Raw genomic sequence first — 16,434 nt, 5'->3', positions numbered from 1 at the left:
GTAGTTGATTTAGATCTTCAGGATTGGGCTAGCTAGCCACCAAAGAAAAGGGCGACCAACGTCGCCCCCAAATCAACCTCAACCACGCATCGGTTCAGCGCGGACCGGTTTATCACCGGCAACAAAGTAATCCGCTTCGCTGCGCGGCAGCGGCTGTCGACCACGAATGTTATCTGCGATTTTCTCGCCGATCATGATGGTCGTCGCGTTCAGGTTACCGGTGATGATCAGCGGCATGATTGAAGCATCTACCACGCGCAGGGCTTCAACGCCGTGAACGCGGCCTTCACCATCGACGACAGACATCTCGTCGTTACCCATTTTACAGGTGCCGCACGGGTGATAAGCCGTTTCGCCGTGATTTCGCACAAACTCATCTAACTGCTCATCGGTCTGGCAATCCAGGCCAGGGCTGATCTCTTTACCGCGATATTTATCCAGCGCCGGCTGGTTGATGATCTGGCGCGTAATACGAATCGCATCGCGGAACTCCTGCCAATCCTGCTCATGTGACATGTAGTTGAACAGAATCGCTGGATGGCGACGCGGATCGCGTGATTTCAGGCGCACATGACCGCGGCTCGGTGAGCGCATCGAACCAACGTGGCACTGGAAGCCGTGCGCTTCCACCGCGTTCGAGCCGTTGTAGTTAATCGCCACCGGCAGGAAGTGATACTGAATATTCGGCCAGCTGAACTCTTCACGGCTGCGGATAAAGCCGCCGCCTTCAAAGTGGTTGCTGGCGCCGACGCCGGTGCCATTAAACAGCCACTCCGCACCGATTTTCGGCTGGTTCCACCACTTCAAGGCCGGGTAGAGCGAAACTGGCTCTTTGCACTCATATTGCAGGTACATTTCGAGGTGATCCTGCAAGTTCTCACCCACGCCCGGCAAATCATGCACGAGCGGGATATCGAACTGTTTCAGCAGTTCAGCGGATCCGACCCCGGAACGCTGCAGAATCTGCGGCGAGGCGATGGCTCCGGCGCACAGCAGCACTTCACGACGTGCATGCGCCTGGTGCGAGGTATTGCTGGAACCCAGCAGATACTGCACGCCAACCGCGCGTTTACCTTCAAACAGAATGCGGTCGGTGGTCGCATGGGTGACGATTTTCAGGTTCGGACGGGTTTTCGCGGTATCGAGATAACCGCGCGCGGTGCTGGAGCGGCGACCTTTCGGCGTCACAAAGCGATCCATTGGCCCGAAACCTTCCTGCTGATAGCCATTCAGGTCATCAGTGCGCGGATAACCTGCCTGCACGCCCGCTTCAATCATCGCCGCAAACAGCGGATTGTTTCCAGGTTTACAGGTGGTAATGCTCACCGGACCTTCGCCGCCGTGATAATCATTGGCACCGATATCGCGCGTTTCTGATTTGCGATAGTAGGGCAGGCAGTTCAGGTAGCTCCAGTTTTCCAGGCCAGGCTCCCTGGCCCAGTTATCGAGGTCCATCGCGTTACCACGGATGTAACACATGCCGTTGATCAGCGACGATCCGCCCAAGCCTTTACCGCGCCCGCACTCCATGCGGCGGTTGTTCATGTACGGCTCAGGTTCGGTTTCGTACGCCCAGTTGTAGCGTTTTCCCTGCAGCGGGAACGCCAGCGCCGCGGGCATCTGCGTGCGGAAGTCGAAGCGGTAATCTGGGCCGCCCGCTTCTAAAAGCAGCACATTGACGCTGCTATCTTCGGTCAGTCTTGTTGCCAAAACGTTCCCTGCGGATCCGGCTCCGATAATGATGTAATCAAATTCCATTAGTCGTTCCTCAGGTTAAAAGCCAAAATTAAAATACGGACTGAAAACGGGTCATTTCGAGCTGCACAGATTTCACCTGCGTGTAGTTTTGCAGCGTCATCAGGCCATTTTCACGGCCCACACCCGAATGTTTGTAACCGCCCACCGGCATTGCGGCGTCAGATTCGCCCCAGGTATTGATCCAGCAAATGCCCGCTTCAATCTGGTGAATTACGCGGTGCGCGCGGTTAAGATCCTGGGTTACCACACCGGCCGCCAGGCCAAATTCGGTGGCGTTGGCGCGGCGAACCACTTCTTCTTCGCTTTCATAAGTCAGAATCGACATCACTGGCCCGAAGATCTCTTCACGCACAATGGTCATCTCATCGCGGCAGTCGGTGAACACGGTCGGTTCCACCCATGCGCCGTTATCGAAAGCCGCACCGCTCAGACGTTTACCGCCGCACAGCAGGCGCGCACCTTCGCTGATGCCGGATTCAATAAAGCGCATCACGTTGTCGCGATGCGCGAAGCTCACCAGCGGACCGAAGTTGGTATCTGGATGGTTGAGATCGCCGGCCTTAATACGCGCCACGCGCTCAGCGATTTTGGCTTCAAACGCCGCTTGCAAATTAGCCGGGATAAACACGCGCGTGCCGTTGGTGCAAACCTGGCCCGAGCTGTAGAAGTTCGCCATCATCGCGATGTCAGCGGCGAGATCGAGGTCAGCGTCATCGAAAATGATCAGCGGAGATTTGCCGCCCAGCTCCATGGTGACATCTTTCAGCGTCGAACCGGCCGCATTGGCCATCACTTTCTTACCGCTGGCAACGCCGCCGGTGAAGGAGACTTTATCGATGCCCGGATGATCGGTAAGCAGCTGGCCGGTGACCGCGCCGCGACCGTTTAACACGTTGAACACGCCGTTCGGCACGCCCGCTTCAGTATAGATTTCCGCCAGTTTCAGCGCGGTCAGCGGCGTGACTTCGCTGGGTTTGAAGATCATCGCGTTACCGGCGGCCAATGCTGGCGCGGATTTCCACAGCGCGATCTGAATCGGATAGTTCCACGCGCCGATCCCGGCTACCACGCCCAGCGGTTCGCGGCGGGTGTAAACGAACGAGGTATCGCGCAGCGGGATCTGCTGGCCTTCCAGAGAAGGAATCAAGCCCGCGTAGTACTCGAGCACGTCGGCACCGGTGACGATGTCCACGTATTGGGTTTCGCTCAGCGGTTTGCCGGTGTCGAGGGTTTCCAGCGCGGCCAGTTCGTCATTGCGCTCACGCAGAATATCGACCGCACAACGCAAAATGCGCGAACGTTCCATCGCGGTCATCGCCGCCCAGATTTTCTGGCCTTTTTTCGCGGCGGCAACAGCGCGATCAACATCTGCGCGTTCCGCTTCATGCACGTCGGCCAGCACTTCGCCGTTCGCCGGGTTGATGGTCTGGAATGTTTTACCTGCCGCAGCGGGAACCAATGCGCCATCAATATAAAGGTGTTGCTCGGTGAATCGGGACATGATTTCTCCTTCCTCAGTGATTCTGGTCAGCCAATTGCTGACGAATGAATTGGGTGGTGAGCTGTCTGGCGATAGCCAAATCGAACGGTTTGCCGCTGAGCGCCGCGCGCAGCCACAGGCCATCAATCAATGACGCGAGGCCATGTGCCGCCAGACGCGCCTTTTCGCGCGGGATAACGCGACGAAACTCGGCGGCCAATGTGGAAAACAGGCGCCGGCTGCTCACGCGTTCTAAGCGGCCCAACTGTGGCTGATGCATGCTGCTGGCCCAGAAATCCAGCCAGGCTTTCATTGCGGCGCTGTGCACCTGAGAATCATCAAAGTTGCCTTCCACAATCGCCAGCAGGCGCGCTTCCGTTGTGGCGTCTGCCAGCGGTTTTAACCTTGCTGCTACCGCATCACGTAGCTGACGTGTTACGTCACGCATCGTGGCTTCCAGCAGACCGTTCTTGTCTTTGAAGTAGTGGCTAATGATGCCTGTCGATACGCCAGCACGTCGCGCAATCTGCGCAATGGTGGCATCGTTGATCCCGACTTCGTTGATGGTGCTCAGGGTCGCATCAATCAGTTGCCGACGACGTATCGGCTGCATTCCCACCTTTGGCATAACACTCCAGCTCCACTTCAATCTTAGAACACTATTAAAACTTTTTTTGATTGCACGTTCAATATAAAAAAGAAATTTGTTAGGATGCTGTGCTTGGATTGTTACAAAAACGAAGCGGGGAATCGAAGGGACTCAGCGGATGCGTATGCACGCGCATCCCACGAAAACCGCATTTTGCCTCGTCGGGATGCCGTTAATGGCGATCTCCGCGAGCTTCTTTGGCACGTACTACAGGAAATTAACCAGAGGTAATCGATGATTAATCCACCTGCCAGTGAAAAAGACAGAATCAATCCTGTGGTGTTTTACACCTCCGCCGGACTGATTCTGACATTTTCACTTGTCACGATTTTTTACAGCGAACTCGCTGCCAGCTGGCTTCTGACCGCCGTTAACTGGGTCACCTCCACGTTTGGCTGGTACTACATGCTCGCTGCCACGCTGTACATCGTGTTCGTCATCTATATGGCGTGTTCGCGCTACGGCGCCATCAAGCTGGGGCCGGAGCAATCTAAACCCGAGTTCAGCTTACTGAGCTGGTCGGCGATGCTGTTTGCCGCTGGCATAGGTATTGACCTGATGTTCTTCTCGGTTGCCGAGCCGGTAACCCAATACATGCAGCCGCCAGAAGGTGCAGGGCAGACCATGGAAGCCGCGCGTCAGGCGATGGTGTGGACGCTGTTCCACTACGGTGTCACCGGCTGGTCGATGTACGCATTAATGGGCATAGCGCTCGGCTACTTCAGCTATCGCTACAATCTGCCGCTCACCATCCGTTCGGCGCTCTATCCGATTTTCGGCAAACGCATTAATGGCCCTATTGGTCACACGGTGGATATCGCCGCGGTGATCGGCACCATCTTTGGAATCGCCACCACGTTGGGGATTGGTGTGGTGCAGTTGAACTACGGCCTCAACGTGCTGTTCGATGTGCCGGAAGGTTTCACGGCGCAGGCCGCGCTGATTGTGCTGTCGGTGATCATCGCCACCATCTCAGTAACATCCGGCGTGGATAAAGGCATCCGTATTCTTTCTGAGCTGAACGTCGCGCTGGCGCTGGGCTTAATTCTCTTCGTGCTGTTTATGGGCAAGACCGATTTCCTGCTCAACGCGCTGGTGCTGAACGTAGGTGATTACGTCAATCGCTTTATGGGCATGACGTTGAATACCTTTGCCTTCGATCAGCCACGCGAGTGGATGAATAGCTGGACGCTGTTCTTCTGGGCGTGGTGGGTTGCCTGGTCGCCCTTTGTCGGTCTGTTCCTCGCACGTATTTCGCGCGGTCGTACCATTCGTGAGTTCGTGTTGGGTACGCTGATTATTCCGTTCACCTTTACGCTGCTGTGGCTGTCGGTGTTTGGTAACGCGGCGCTGTATGAAATCATTCACGGCGATGCCGGCTTTGCGCAGGAAGTGATGGCGCATGCCGAACGCGGCTTCTATAGCCTGCTGGCGCAGTATCCGGCGTTTAAATTCAGTGCTTCGGTGGCCACCATCACCGGCATGCTGTTCTACGTGACGTCGGCGGATTCCGGTTCGCTGGTGCTGGGTAACTTCACCTCGAAGCTGAAAGACATCAACAGCGATGCACCGAACTGGCTGCGTATCTTCTGGTCGATTGCGATTGGTGTGCTAACGATGGGCATGCTGATGACCAACGGGATTTCTGCCTTGCAGAACGCCACGGTGATCATGGGCTTACCGTTTAGCTTTGTAATCTTCTTTGTGATGGCCGGGCTGTATAAATCGCTGAAGGTGGAAGATCACCGCCGCGCCAGCGCCAGCCGCGACACTGCGCCGTACATTTCAGCCAGTAACGATCGCCTGAGTTGGAAGAAGCGCCTGTCGCGTCTGATGAACTATCCGGGCACGCGCTATACGCAGAAGATGATGGAAGAGGTGCTGTTCCCGGCGATGCAGGATGTGGCGAAAGAGCTGGAGCTGCGCGGTGGACGTGTATCACTGGAGCGTGCCGAGCCAGAAGAGGGGCAGCCGCTGGGCCACCTTGATCTGCGCGTGTTGCTGGGCGAGGAGCAGGATTTCGTTTATCAAATCTGGCCACAGCAGTATTCGGTACCGGGCTTTACCTATCGCGCACGTAGCGGTAAATCGACCTATTACCGCCTGGAAACCTTCTTGCTGGAAGGCAGCCAGGGCAATGATTTGATGGACTACAACAAAGAGCAGGTGATCATCGATATTCTCGATCAGTACGAACGTCACCTGAACTTTATCCACCTGCATCGTGAAGCGCCGGGCAGCAATATGACCTTCCCGGACGTGTGATCTCAGCCAGGTGCGCCTCGATGCGCACCTGGCACTTTCTCCGATCGCAGCTACACTTTCACGCTGATTAAACGGGGGATGAAATGAAATTAGGCTTTGCTTGTAAGTATCTGGATCAACAGGCTAAACAGCCGTATCCCTTCAAAAGCACCACCCGCACGCGCTTTCTCGGCCTCGATGATGAATCACGCATCACGCTGCTGAACCAGCTGGCGCAAAACAATCTGCAAAATCTCACTCTCACGCTTGAAAAGCTGGCCACGCAGCCTGACGCGCTGCGCATGATGCGCATCGGCAGCGATCTATTGCCGCTTTACACGGTGCCGCAAGCGACTCAGCTGTACGGTGAATTCTTGCCCGATCTTACGCCGTTACTGCGCCGCTGCGGCGAGCTGGCGCGCGCTAATAATATTCGGCTTTCATTCCACCCCGGCCAATATACGGTGCTGGCCTCCGATAATGACGGCGTGGTCGATCGCGCGATTGAGGATGTGGAGTATCACGCTACCTGTGCGGTATTAATGGGTTATGGCCGACAGTTTCAGGATTTCAAAATCAACATCCATATGAACGGCAAAAAGGGCTTTGAGGGATTCCGCGCCGCGTTTCTGCGGCTCACCCCTGAAGCGCGCAATATGCTGACGGTGGAAAATGATGAAATATCCTGTTCGCTGGACGATGTGTTGCAGGCGCGTGAGTTGTGTCCGGTAGTGCTGGATATTCACCATCATTGGGTGAAAGAGAATCACTATATTCAGGCTGATGATGCGCGCATCGCGCTGATAAAAGCGTCGTGGCGCGGTGTGCGGCCAGTTTTGCACTATTCGATTGCGCAGGAAGGTTTGATTCCCGATCACGGTTTCCCGGATCAGCAGGATTTAGCGGTGTCGAAAACCAAACTTCGCGCCCATGCCGATTATTACTTCAATCAAAGCTTAAATGATTGGGCGCTGTCGTTTGATGCCTTCGATATTATGTGCGAAGTGAAAATGAAAAATTTAGCGCGCGACCGTTTGTACGATTATGCAGTCGAGCGCCAGATCATCACGGCGCCGTAATCACAATCGCCACGCGGCGGTTTTGCGCACGGCCCTGCGGGTTATTATTGCTGGCAATCGGCGCGCTCATTCCTAAGCCGCGCGTAACGATATTTTCGCGCGGAATTGCTGCGCCTTGCGCCCATTGTGTCGCAACGGCGTTGGCTCTTTTCAACGACAGCTGCTGGTTGTAATCCGCTTTGCCGTAATTATCGGTATGACCATCAATACGCACATGCTTAATGCCGGTCGTCGCCAGATTTTTCGCCATTGTCTGAATGGTGTTTTTACTGGCGGGAGTGAGTTCAGATTCGTTAACGCCAAACAGAATTTTGTCCGACAAACCTAATCCCCAACCTTCGCTATTTTGGCTGAAACCGGCATTACGCATCGCCGCGATCTGTTCATCGCTGAAACGTCCCTTTGCCTGGCAACCGACCAGCGCCAGCACACACACCATCAGGAAAATTTTCATCTTCATCTCCGCACCTTACTCTTTCCCTTATTTTTGTACATGTTCGTATCTGCGCGTTCCAGAATCGACTCAACCGTATCGCCGTGCTGCGACCAGGCGTAGCCAATGGTCACCGAGGTGGAAATCGGAGTGCATTCAGCAATAACTATTTTCTGGCTGATGGCTTCATTAATATCCTGCATCAGCAACTGCAATTGCGCCTCGTTGGCGCGGCTGCTCACCAGCATGGCGAACTCATCGCCGCCTAAACGCGCGACTAAATCCTGTTTATATGCCAATGCGGAAAGGCGCGAACCAATCGCTTTAAGTACTTCATCACCGGCGGCATGGCCCCAGTTATCATTGATGCTTTTAAAGCGATCGCCATCGAGAAACAGCAAAGCAAAGCGCTCTTTCGCCAGTTGCTGATCGAGCAGTTGGGTTAAACGCGCCACAAAGGCGGCGCGATTGGCGAGGCCGGTTAGCGGGTCTTCCAGCGCTTTGGCGGCCAGCGTGCGATTATCGCGGATCAGAGAAGCCTGCAGCGTCTGCATCTCTGTCAGCAACGAGTTGAGGTCATTGGAAAACAGCTGAAACTCGCGCGTCGGGCTTTCCGGGATACGTAAGGAAAAATCACCGGAATGGATCACGTAGTGGATCGAGCTGGTGATATTACGTAGCGAGGCAAGTATGCCGCGATGGAGAAATTCACTCAGCAGGAAGGAGATGATTAACACGCACAGCATGCCGCTGGTCAGAATCATCAGCGAATAACGGATGAAATCGGCCGCACCGGTAACGGTGCCTTCCAGCGTCAGCGTACCGACATTGGCTTCCGAGTGGTTAATATTAACGCTGAGCGGTTTAAGATAAATCCACTCACGCAATAATCGCGGATACCAGCCGGTCTGTTCTTGTCGATCATGCCAGTCAACTAAAACAGTGTGATCGTCAGTCACCAGTTTGGCGGAATCGAACATGCCTTCATTGCCTAGGCGCGCGATTTTATTATGCGCGTCGTAGCTGTCTTCAAATACCGTGGCGGCCGTCAGCGTGGTGCTGAGCGTGGCGGCAATTAATTCCAGATTTCTTTTCTCGTAGCTTTTAATAAACAGCAGGGAAGTCGACGAGAGTAGCAGCCAGCACAGCAATAAAATCACCGCAGAGTTGATGGTGCTAATCTTGCGCAGCTTGTTACGAATCGATGATTTGTCATTTAGTGAATTTTCTATTTTCATCTTATTTGCTTCCATTGCGGGACAGCAACAGTACGTCCGGACTCACCTTGACGCCGCTCCTGGCAAGCGAATCAAGGTTGACTGAGAACAGCGTGTGGTCGGGTTTAAAAATCAGGCAGAAGGCGGCGCCAATGGTACATTCCGCATTGTTTTCAGCGAGGGTTAATACCGCCTTACCTTTGAGGTGATTAAAAAGTTCAACCTGTTGTTGCGGCGTCTGATCGCCAAAATAGACCGCATCGCAATGCTGCGTTGCCAGTTCACTTTCGCTGGAGAGATAAACCACGCTAAACGGAACGGCTGAAGGCACACTATTTTGTGGCAATGAGAGATGTTGCGCGGAGGAAAATACGCAGAGTTGTGGCGCGCCGGTTAAACCCGGCCAATGGGTAAAACTAATAATACCGCTGACAATGCGATTGGCTTTATCGTCTTTTATTTCAGCAATTGCTGAGCGAGAAATAAACAGCAGCAGAAATAGGGCAGTTACGACGATTTTGCAGATATGGAGCAGGGAGAGCAGGACGTCGGCTTCCCGATGAAGTTGATGTTTACGTAACATACTGCGTTCCCGAGAGTTCTTCGCATTATTCAGCGCGCAAATAGTAGCACCGCTACGGTTAAAAATGTACCTACAGTTCGTAGGGCCGATATTCATGGCGACTTTTCTCGCAAAATGCTCACCCGAGCATTCCACAAATTTCTGCGATATTTGTAGACGGCATTGCGCGAAATTATTTTATGGATAAACGACCAAAAAGGGCGCACTTCACCAAAGTGTGATCCAGCACACATTTATCGGCCTGATAACTGCTACGCGTTAAAACGGCTTAAATCGCTGATGCCGGATAAATTAGCGACAAAACCGCATCTTTAACGTGGATTTTCATTAGCCGTGCTTACGCATCTGCGCCACGTGCAAACCGCGCGATGAACATGGTTTTCGATTACGAAATAATTCGACATATTTATCGAGGTGAGGCTTTTTCACATTCTGGCAGGATACGCAACATTCAGTACATCCTGGTCACCGTGTCATGCAGTGGTTTTCAAAAAACGCCTTTTTTTTTGCTGTAAAAACCTGTCTGGCCGCCTTTCTGGCACTTTATTTCGCACTCGAACTGAATCTGGATAAACCGGCGTGGGCGGTGACCACGGTATTGCTCGCGTCACAGCTCTATTCCGCCTCAACCATTTCCAAATCGGTGTTCCGTCTGCTGGGGACACTATTGGGCGGCGTATTCGTCTTCTTTATCTTTCCGCCGACCGTGCAGCATCCGCTGCTGTTCTGTTTCAGCATTTCGTTATGGGTCAGCGTTTGCCTCTATCTTTCACTGCACGACCGCACGCCGAAGAGTTACGTGTTTATGCTGGCCGGTTACAGCGCGGCGATCATGGGTTTTCCGGAAGTCACCACGCCGCTGTCGATCACCAGCACGGTGATTTCGCGTATAGAAGAGATCACGCTAGGCATCGTCTGCAGCAGCCTTGTGCATGCGCTGTTGTTTCCGGTATCGATGCGCAGTCTGCTGGAGCAGAGCGTAAGCCATTGGTATCTCAACGCGCGCAAACTGTGCAGCGATTTGCTTTCCGGCATTCCCAGCGACAGTTCGCCCGAGCGTGACGATATTCTGATTCGCATGGCAACGCATCCGCAGCAGGTGGAAGTGCTGATCACCCACTGCGTTTATGAAGGTGACGCCGCACGGAGACTGATTCGCCTGGTTAGCGTGCAGTATCAACATCTCTCCTATTTGATCCCGACGCTGACGGCTATCGAGATGCGCCTGCAGCGGCTCTCGATACTGCAAATCGCCTTTCCGGAAAACGTGGCGCAAACCTTTAAGCTGTTTCTACAGTGGCTCAATGATGGTGAAGCGGTAGGGGAAACCAGCGGCATCCAGCAGACGTTAAGCGCTTGTCAAGCTGAACTTAACCTCGCCTGGCAAAACGGCGAATTGCCTACTGAAAACTGGCTGCTTTTTACCGGATTAATGGAACGGCTGGCGGATTTTGTCCGTATTGCCGGGGCCTATCAAAGCGTTGGTGGATTGGTAAGCGACCTGTCGGGCGACACTACACTGGCGCGCGGCAAACGCACGCACCGCTTTTTTGATAAAGGGTTAATTCGGCTTTCGGCGTTAACCGCGTTCTGTGCCACCTTCGGTTCCTGCTTGTTATGGATGGGAACGGGCTGGCGTGATGGCGCATCGGCACCGGTGATGGCGGCGATTCTCTGCTCATTGCTCGCCAGCCAGGATACGCCGCTGACCTCGATGAAGCTGTTTGTGCGTGGCGTAATCGTGGCGATCATTATCAGCGTAATTTACGTGGCGCTGCTGCTGCCGCAAGCCACTTCGTTTGAGGCGCTGATGATTTGTCTCGCGCCCGGACTGATGATTCTGGCGCTGATGATCGCGCGGCCCTCGACCAACATGATAGGCCTGAGCGTAGCGATTCAGATCCCCGGCTTTATCGGCCTCGGCCACCATTTAAAACCCGATTTGGTGCTGCTAATCAATAACGCGATTGCCACCATGGCGGGCGTGATGTTTGCGGTAATCATCACCGCCATCATGCGTAACAAACGCCCATCATGGACCGCGCGCCGCGCCGTGCGACAAGGTCTGCGCGAGCTATTGCGCTTTATTAAAGAGACCGAACGAAACGGTTCGTCACTGCTGGGACGGCAACGTTTTATCAGCCTGATGCTGGATAAAGTGAATGTGGTGTTGCCGCGCTTACGGCTCGATCCGCATCCCGATATGCGTTCAGCCGGCATGTTGCTCAAGGAAGTGTGGCTGGGCGTGAATAGCTTTGATTATTACGCGCGCCACAAAGAGCTGCTGCAGCAATATCATCTGGATAGTGGACAGATGTTTCATGAGCTGGCGCTGTTTCTCAAACGCCGCCTGAAGTCACTGCAAACCCCACCGCATGCGGATTTGCAGGATGAGCTGGATTTACTGTTGCTGAAGCTGGAACAACTGGCGAAGCGCGACGAAAGGGTGCTGACGCCGCTGTTTCATCTGTTCAGTATTCGGCTCTATCTGTTCCCGCAACAAGCGTGGCCAGCCGCCACGCCGCGTCAAAGGGAAGTTTTGCAGCGTCAGGCAGCCACTTAGAGTCGTCAGCAATGTTAGCGGCGAGCGCGCAGGCCTGGGTCACTTTTGGGCCCCCGGCCTGCTCCGAACCTTCAATGCGTGTTGTTGAAAACCGCACATTTGCCAGAGGCGCAGACGTGTCAGCGCCCGCACCAGAACTAAAAATGCTTTTTAACTGACAAGCATTAAGCCATTCATGGCGACCACTTATTTACAGCGCCTCCAGATTCCGCCCGTTGCTGGCGATCACTTGCTTGTACCACCAGAATGATTTTTTGCGGATGCGTTCCAGGCTGCCGTTGCCTTTGTCATCACGATCGACATAAACAAACCCATAACGCTTACTCATTTCGCCGGTCGAGGCCGCCACCAAATCGATGCAGCCCCACGTGGTATAACCGATCAGCGGGATACCATCGGCAATCGCTTCGCCCATCGCCTGAATATGCTCTTTCAGATAGCTGATGCGATAATCGTCGTTAATCTCGCCGTCGGCATTGATTTCATCGTGCGCGCCGAGGCCGTTTTCCACCAGAAACAGCGGCTTCTGGTAGCGGTCATACATCATATTCATGGTGATACGCAGACCGAGTGGATCGATGCCCCAGCCCCAATCGCTGCGTTTAACATGCGGATTGGTCAGCGATTTCACCACGTTGGCGGCGCTGCTGTTTTGCTCGTTCATCTCTGCCGAGGCGCAGCGTGAGGCGTAATAGCTGAAGGAGACGAAATCAACGGTGTGACGCAGCGTAGCGGCATCTTCCGCTTCCATCGCAATCTCCACGCCTTTCTCGCGGAATACCCGCGCGGCATACGAAGGATAAGCGCCGCGCGCCTGCACATCGATAAAGAACAGGTTTTCGCGATCCTTCTCCAGCGCGGCCCATACATCCTCCGGCTTACATGACCACGGATAGAAGTTGCCACCCGCCAGCATGCAGCCGACCTGGTTTTCCGGGTTAATTTCATGGGCGATTTTGGTCACCAGCGCGCTTGCCACCAGCTCGTGATGCGCCGCCTGATACTTCACCTGCTCCGGGTTTTCGCCCGGTTCGAACACCAAACCTGCGCCGGAAAACGGGCTGTGCAGCAGGATATTGATCTCGTTAAAGGTCAGCCAATACTTCACCAGACCGTTAAATTCTTCAAAGCAGGTACGCGCATAGCGGCTGAAAAATTCGATCATTTTGCGATTGCGCCACGAACCGTATTCGGTCACCAAATGCATCGGTACATCGAAGTGGCACAGCGTCACCAGCGGCGTGATGCCATATTTCTGGCACTCTTCAAACAGGCTGCGATAGAACGCGATGCCTTCCGCGTTAGGCGTCAATTCATCGCCTTGCGGATAAATACGGCTCCAGGCAATCGAGGTACGAAACACGGTAAAACCCATTTCTGCCATCAGCGCGATATCGTCTTTGTAGCGACGGTAAAAATCGATGGCGTCATGGCTTGGGTAATACTCATCGCTGCGCAGTTCGAAGCGCTTTTCCAGGCCCAACTTTACCGGCATGCGATGCGCGCCGTGGGGGATCATATCCACCGTGGTTAAACCTTTACCACCCGCCAGATAGCTCCCCTCTGACTGATTAGCGGCTAATGCGCCGCCCCACAAAAATCCCTCTGGAAATGTCACTTCAGACATAAAAACCTCATTTACACCTTGGATAAATTAACGTTGGCGGGTTTGGCATCATCCGTCACCGGCTTTGGCTGTGCGGGCTCGGTGACCGGGATATCTTCAAAGCCGAGAATCAACGTCAGAATGAAGGAGAGCACCACCGACAGCACCATCACGCCAGCGACCCACACGATGCTCATCGGATTGGTGGGATCGAAAAACTGTACGCTGGTGAACAAGCCTGGTGAGGCCATTGAATGGCTGGCAAGCCCACCAATCCCTGCCACTGCGCCGCAGATAAAGCCGCTGATCAGGCTGGCGATCAGCGGACGTTTCAACCTGACCGCCACGCCATACAGCGCCGGTTCAGAAATGCCCGCGACAATCGCCGATGCCGCTGCTGCAAACGCGGTTTGACGCAGTTCAGGGTTCTTGGTCTTGAATGCCACCGCCAGCGAAGAACCGCCCAGCGACAGGTTGGCCCCGATCTCCGATGGCATCACCATGCCTTCTTTGCCGGTTTCGGCGATGGTTTGAATGATGGTGGGGGTAAATACGCGATGCATCCCGGTCATCACCAGCAGCGGCCACAGCGCGCCCATAATCGCCACCGACAACCAGCCAAGATAGCCGTGAATGGTGTAGACCAGCGCGGAAATGCCGCTACCAATCCAGATGCCGAGCGGTCCAATCAGCACAATGGCAATCGGGGCGGCCACCAGCACAATCAGCATCGGCTTGAGGAAGTTCTTGGTAACCGCAGGCGTGATGCGATCAACCCAGTATTCGATATGCGACAGAATCCACGTCATCACTAACGCCGGAATAACCGTGTAGGTGTACTTCACCGCCGTCACTGGAATGTAAGCAAATTCCACCGCCTGGCCTTGTGCGGCTTTCGCCATTAAATCGACAAAGTTGGGATGCACCAGCACACCCGCGATGGCAATCGCCAGCGACATGTTGGTTTTGAATTTCAGCGCGGCGGAGGCGGCCACCATAATCGGCAGGAAGAAGAACGCGCCGTCACCTATCACGTTGAGGATGATCAGTGTGGAAGAGCCTTTCTCCAGCACGCCGCTCATCTCCAGTACCATCGCCAACAGCTTTACCATCGAGCCACCAATAATCGCCGGGATCAACGGTGACATGGTGCCCACCAGCGCATCAAGAATACCGGCACCGATGCTGCGCAAGGTGATTTTGCGTTTCACTGGCGCGGCGCCTTCGCTGTTCGGCGTGCCGAGCTTCAACACTTCCTGATAAGCGAGGTTCACATTGTTACCAATGATCACCTGACACTGCGTGTCGGTGTGCACCACGCCCATCACGCCGGGAATGGCTTTCAGTGTGGCGTTATCAATGCTGGCGCTGTCTTTCACCACGAAACGCAGGCGCGTCATGCAGTGCGTCACCGCTTCGATATTGTTCAGGCCGCCGAGCGCAGCCACGATGGCGCGCGAGACATCCGCATAATTTTTAGCCATGGATTTTTAATCTCTGATTATTTGGTAGGGGTATAACGGTTTCTGCGTGATTTTTCATCATGAGAAACCGGTTTCACAAAATCATGAAGATGCAATGTAATCCAGGCAAGAAATTTAAAATTCGATAGTTGAAAGTGTGAAGTTGATCGCTTTGACTAATTGGACGGCTATGCGGTAATGGCAGAAAAATTGCCGCCTGTTTCGGAGCTTAGGTACACTGCTGCGATGAGGATGGAAAAAGAGTAAATCATGGCGACGATTATCGAGGTGGCAAAAGTAGCAGGCGTTTCCAAAGCGACTGTGTCGCGTGTGCTGTCTGGCAACGGCTATGTCAGCCAGGAAAAACGCGAGAAGGTGTATCAGGCGATTGCCGCTACTGATTTCCGCCCTAACTTGCTGGCGCGCAATCTGGCGACCAAATCCAGCCAGACCATTGGGCTAGTGATCACCAATACCCTTTACACCGGCAGCTACTTCAGCGAGTTGATGCAGCACTCTGCGCGCCTGATGGAACAGCAGGGACGTCAGTTGTTGCTGGTGGATGGTAAACACAGCGCCGAAGAGGAGCGTGCGGCCATTCAGTTCCTGCTCGATTTGCGCTGCGATGGCGTGATCATCTATCCGCGTTTTCTCACCACCGATGAAATGGACAGCATCATTGCGCAGCATAAACACCCGATATTGGTGATCAACCGCCGTCTGCGTCAGCACGACAGTTACTGCATTTACTCGGATCAACAGCGCAGCAGCAGCGTCGCGGTGGAGCAGCTGATTGCGCTGGGCCATCGCGACATCGCCTTTATCACCGGTTCACTGGATTCGCCGACCGGCCGCGAACGTCTGGCGGGCTACCATGCCGCGCTGACCAAACATGGCATTGCCGTTGAAGATGCGCTGGTGGTCGAAGGAAAATGGCAGGCGCAAAACGGCATGACAGCGGTACAACAGTTACTGAACCAGGGCAGAAATTTCACGGCGCTGGTGGCCAGTAACGATGATATGGCGGTGGGCGCGCTCAAAGCGCTGGCGGCCGCGCAGATTGCGGTGCCTGCACAAGTGGCAGTGATCGGTTTCGATGATATCCCGCTGGCGCCGTTTACCATTCCGGCGTTATCCAGCGTGAAAATGCCGGTAACCGAGATGATTCAGGAAACCATTGAACGCCTGATTTCCATGCTGGATGGCGGCGAAATGCGCAACGACAAAACCTTTGCCGGGGAATTAATTATGCGTGAATCAGTTGGGCCGGGACCGCATCACCATCAGTGATGAAAAATTGGGGTTTCTTATTCCAGTCATTTAGCCACTGATGTTATGTGGAAATTTATTTCTCTATTA

At 54.2% G+C, this 16,434-nt stretch carries 12 protein-coding genes; 4 read left to right on the top strand and 8 right to left on the bottom strand.

Features of this window, described 5'->3' with window-relative positions; all coding sequences use genetic code 11:
- Positions 1–78: 78 nt before the first annotated feature.
- From betA to betI, 3 genes are read right to left on the bottom strand one after another with little or no spacing between them, the layout of a single operon-like run.
- Positions 79–1,758, bottom strand: coding sequence for a choline dehydrogenase (gene betA / locus PZBJ_RS05475; RefSeq protein ID WP_101761565.1), 1,680 nt, complete (start codon positions 1,756–1,758; stop codon positions 79–81).
- 28 nt (positions 1,759–1,786) lie between these two features.
- Positions 1,787–3,259, bottom strand: a complete 1,473-nt coding sequence (gene betB, locus PZBJ_RS05470; RefSeq protein ID WP_101761564.1) for a betaine-aldehyde dehydrogenase — start codon at positions 3,257–3,259, stop codon at positions 1,787–1,789.
- 13 nt (positions 3,260–3,272) lie between these two features.
- A complete protein-coding gene (gene betI, locus PZBJ_RS05465) occupies positions 3,273–3,866 on the bottom strand; it encodes a transcriptional regulator BetI (RefSeq protein ID WP_101761563.1) in 594 nt (197 codons plus the stop codon).
- A 255-nt stretch (positions 3,867–4,121) separates the two neighbouring features.
- On the opposite strand from betI, the gene PZBJ_RS05460 reads away from it, so the two are divergent.
- Both PZBJ_RS05460 and PZBJ_RS05455 read left to right on the top strand, forming a co-directional pair.
- Entirely contained in the window at positions 4,122–6,152 is a 2,031-nt protein-coding gene (locus tag PZBJ_RS05460) for a choline transporter (protein ID WP_101761562.1), read from the top strand.
- Positions 6,153–6,235: 83 nt separating this feature from the next.
- A complete protein-coding gene (locus tag PZBJ_RS05455; RefSeq protein ID WP_101761561.1) occupies positions 6,236–7,210 on the top strand; it encodes an apurinic/apyrimidinic endonuclease family protein in 975 nt (324 codons plus the stop codon).
- On the opposite strand, the gene yfiB is transcribed toward PZBJ_RS05455, so the two are convergent.
- Genes yfiB through yfiR form a run of 3 tightly spaced genes read right to left on the bottom strand, consistent with a single transcriptional unit; the run spans position 7,197 to position 9,539 of the window.
- Positions 7,197–7,670: an outer membrane lipoprotein YfiB gene (yfiB, locus tag PZBJ_RS05450; RefSeq protein ID WP_101761560.1), complete on the bottom strand. Its 474-nt coding sequence runs from the start codon at positions 7,668–7,670 to the stop codon at positions 7,197–7,199. The genes PZBJ_RS05455 and yfiB overlap by 14 nt on opposite strands.
- On the bottom strand, positions 7,667–8,881 hold the full coding sequence (gene dgcN, locus PZBJ_RS05445; RefSeq protein WP_101761559.1) for a diguanylate cyclase DgcN/YfiN: 1,215 nt from the start codon (positions 8,879–8,881) through the stop codon (positions 7,667–7,669). The genes yfiB and dgcN overlap by 4 nt, the downstream gene beginning before the upstream one ends.
- 1 nt (position 8,882) lies before the next feature.
- Entirely contained in the window at positions 8,883–9,539 is a 657-nt protein-coding gene (yfiR, locus tag PZBJ_RS05440; RefSeq protein ID WP_233501695.1) for a regulatory sequestration protein YfiR, read from the bottom strand.
- Between the two features lie 379 nt (positions 9,540–9,918).
- Between yfiR and PZBJ_RS05435 the strand changes: the two genes are divergently transcribed.
- A complete protein-coding gene (locus PZBJ_RS05435; RefSeq protein WP_101761557.1) occupies positions 9,919–12,006 on the top strand; it encodes an FUSC family protein in 2,088 nt (695 codons plus the stop codon).
- Between the two features lie 190 nt (positions 12,007–12,196).
- Here PZBJ_RS05435 and PZBJ_RS05430 read toward each other — a convergent pair whose 3' ends face one another.
- Both PZBJ_RS05430 and ascF read right to left on the bottom strand, forming a co-directional pair.
- On the bottom strand, positions 12,197–13,633 hold the full coding sequence (locus tag PZBJ_RS05430) for a 6-phospho-beta-glucosidase (protein WP_101761556.1): 1,437 nt from the start codon (positions 13,631–13,633) through the stop codon (positions 12,197–12,199).
- Positions 13,634–13,644: 11 nt separating this feature from the next.
- A complete protein-coding gene (gene ascF / locus PZBJ_RS05425) occupies positions 13,645–15,096 on the bottom strand; it encodes a PTS cellobiose/arbutin/salicin transporter subunit IIBC (protein ID WP_101761555.1) in 1,452 nt (483 codons plus the stop codon).
- A gap of 249 nt (positions 15,097–15,345) precedes the next feature.
- On the opposite strand from ascF, the gene PZBJ_RS05420 reads away from it, so the two are divergent.
- A complete protein-coding gene (locus tag PZBJ_RS05420; protein ID WP_101761554.1) occupies positions 15,346–16,365 on the top strand; it encodes a LacI family DNA-binding transcriptional regulator in 1,020 nt (339 codons plus the stop codon).
- The last annotated feature ends 69 nt before the right edge of the window (positions 16,366–16,434 follow it).

It is taken from the genome of Pantoea endophytica (genome assembly GCF_002858935.1).
GTDB classification, from domain to species: domain Bacteria; phylum Pseudomonadota; class Gammaproteobacteria; order Enterobacterales; family Enterobacteriaceae; genus Pantoea; species Pantoea leporis.
The sequence above is the reverse complement of the archived record's forward strand: the minus strand, read 5'-3'. Positions and strand labels throughout refer to the sequence as shown.

Coding starts and splice junctions, on each gene's coding strand:
- PZBJ_RS05430 (WP_101761556.1), bottom strand. CDS start 13,633: ATGTCTGAAGTGACATTTCCAGAGGGATTTTTGTGGGGCGGCGCATTA.
- dgcN (WP_101761559.1), bottom strand. CDS start 8,881: ATGAAAATAGAAAATTCACTAAATGACAAATCATCGATTCGTAACAAG.
- yfiR (WP_233501695.1), bottom strand. CDS start 9,539: ATGAATATCGGCCCTACGAACTGTAGGTACATTTTTAACCGTAGCGGT.
- yfiB (WP_101761560.1), bottom strand. CDS start 7,670: ATGAAGATGAAAATTTTCCTGATGGTGTGTGTGCTGGCGCTGGTCGGT.
- betA (WP_101761565.1), bottom strand. CDS start 1,758: ATGGAATTTGATTACATCATTATCGGAGCCGGATCCGCAGGGAACGTT.
- PZBJ_RS05455 (WP_101761561.1), top strand. CDS start 6,236: ATGAAATTAGGCTTTGCTTGTAAGTATCTGGATCAACAGGCTAAACAG.
- betB (WP_101761564.1), bottom strand. CDS start 3,259: ATGTCCCGATTCACCGAGCAACACCTTTATATTGATGGCGCATTGGTT.
- PZBJ_RS05460 (WP_101761562.1), top strand. CDS start 4,122: ATGATTAATCCACCTGCCAGTGAAAAAGACAGAATCAATCCTGTGGTG.
- PZBJ_RS05435 (WP_101761557.1), top strand. CDS start 9,919: ATGCAGTGGTTTTCAAAAAACGCCTTTTTTTTTGCTGTAAAAACCTGT.
- PZBJ_RS05420 (WP_101761554.1), top strand. CDS start 15,346: ATGGCGACGATTATCGAGGTGGCAAAAGTAGCAGGCGTTTCCAAAGCG.
- ascF (WP_101761555.1), bottom strand. CDS start 15,096: ATGGCTAAAAATTATGCGGATGTCTCGCGCGCCATCGTGGCTGCGCTC.
- betI (WP_101761563.1), bottom strand. CDS start 3,866: ATGCCAAAGGTGGGAATGCAGCCGATACGTCGTCGGCAACTGATTGAT.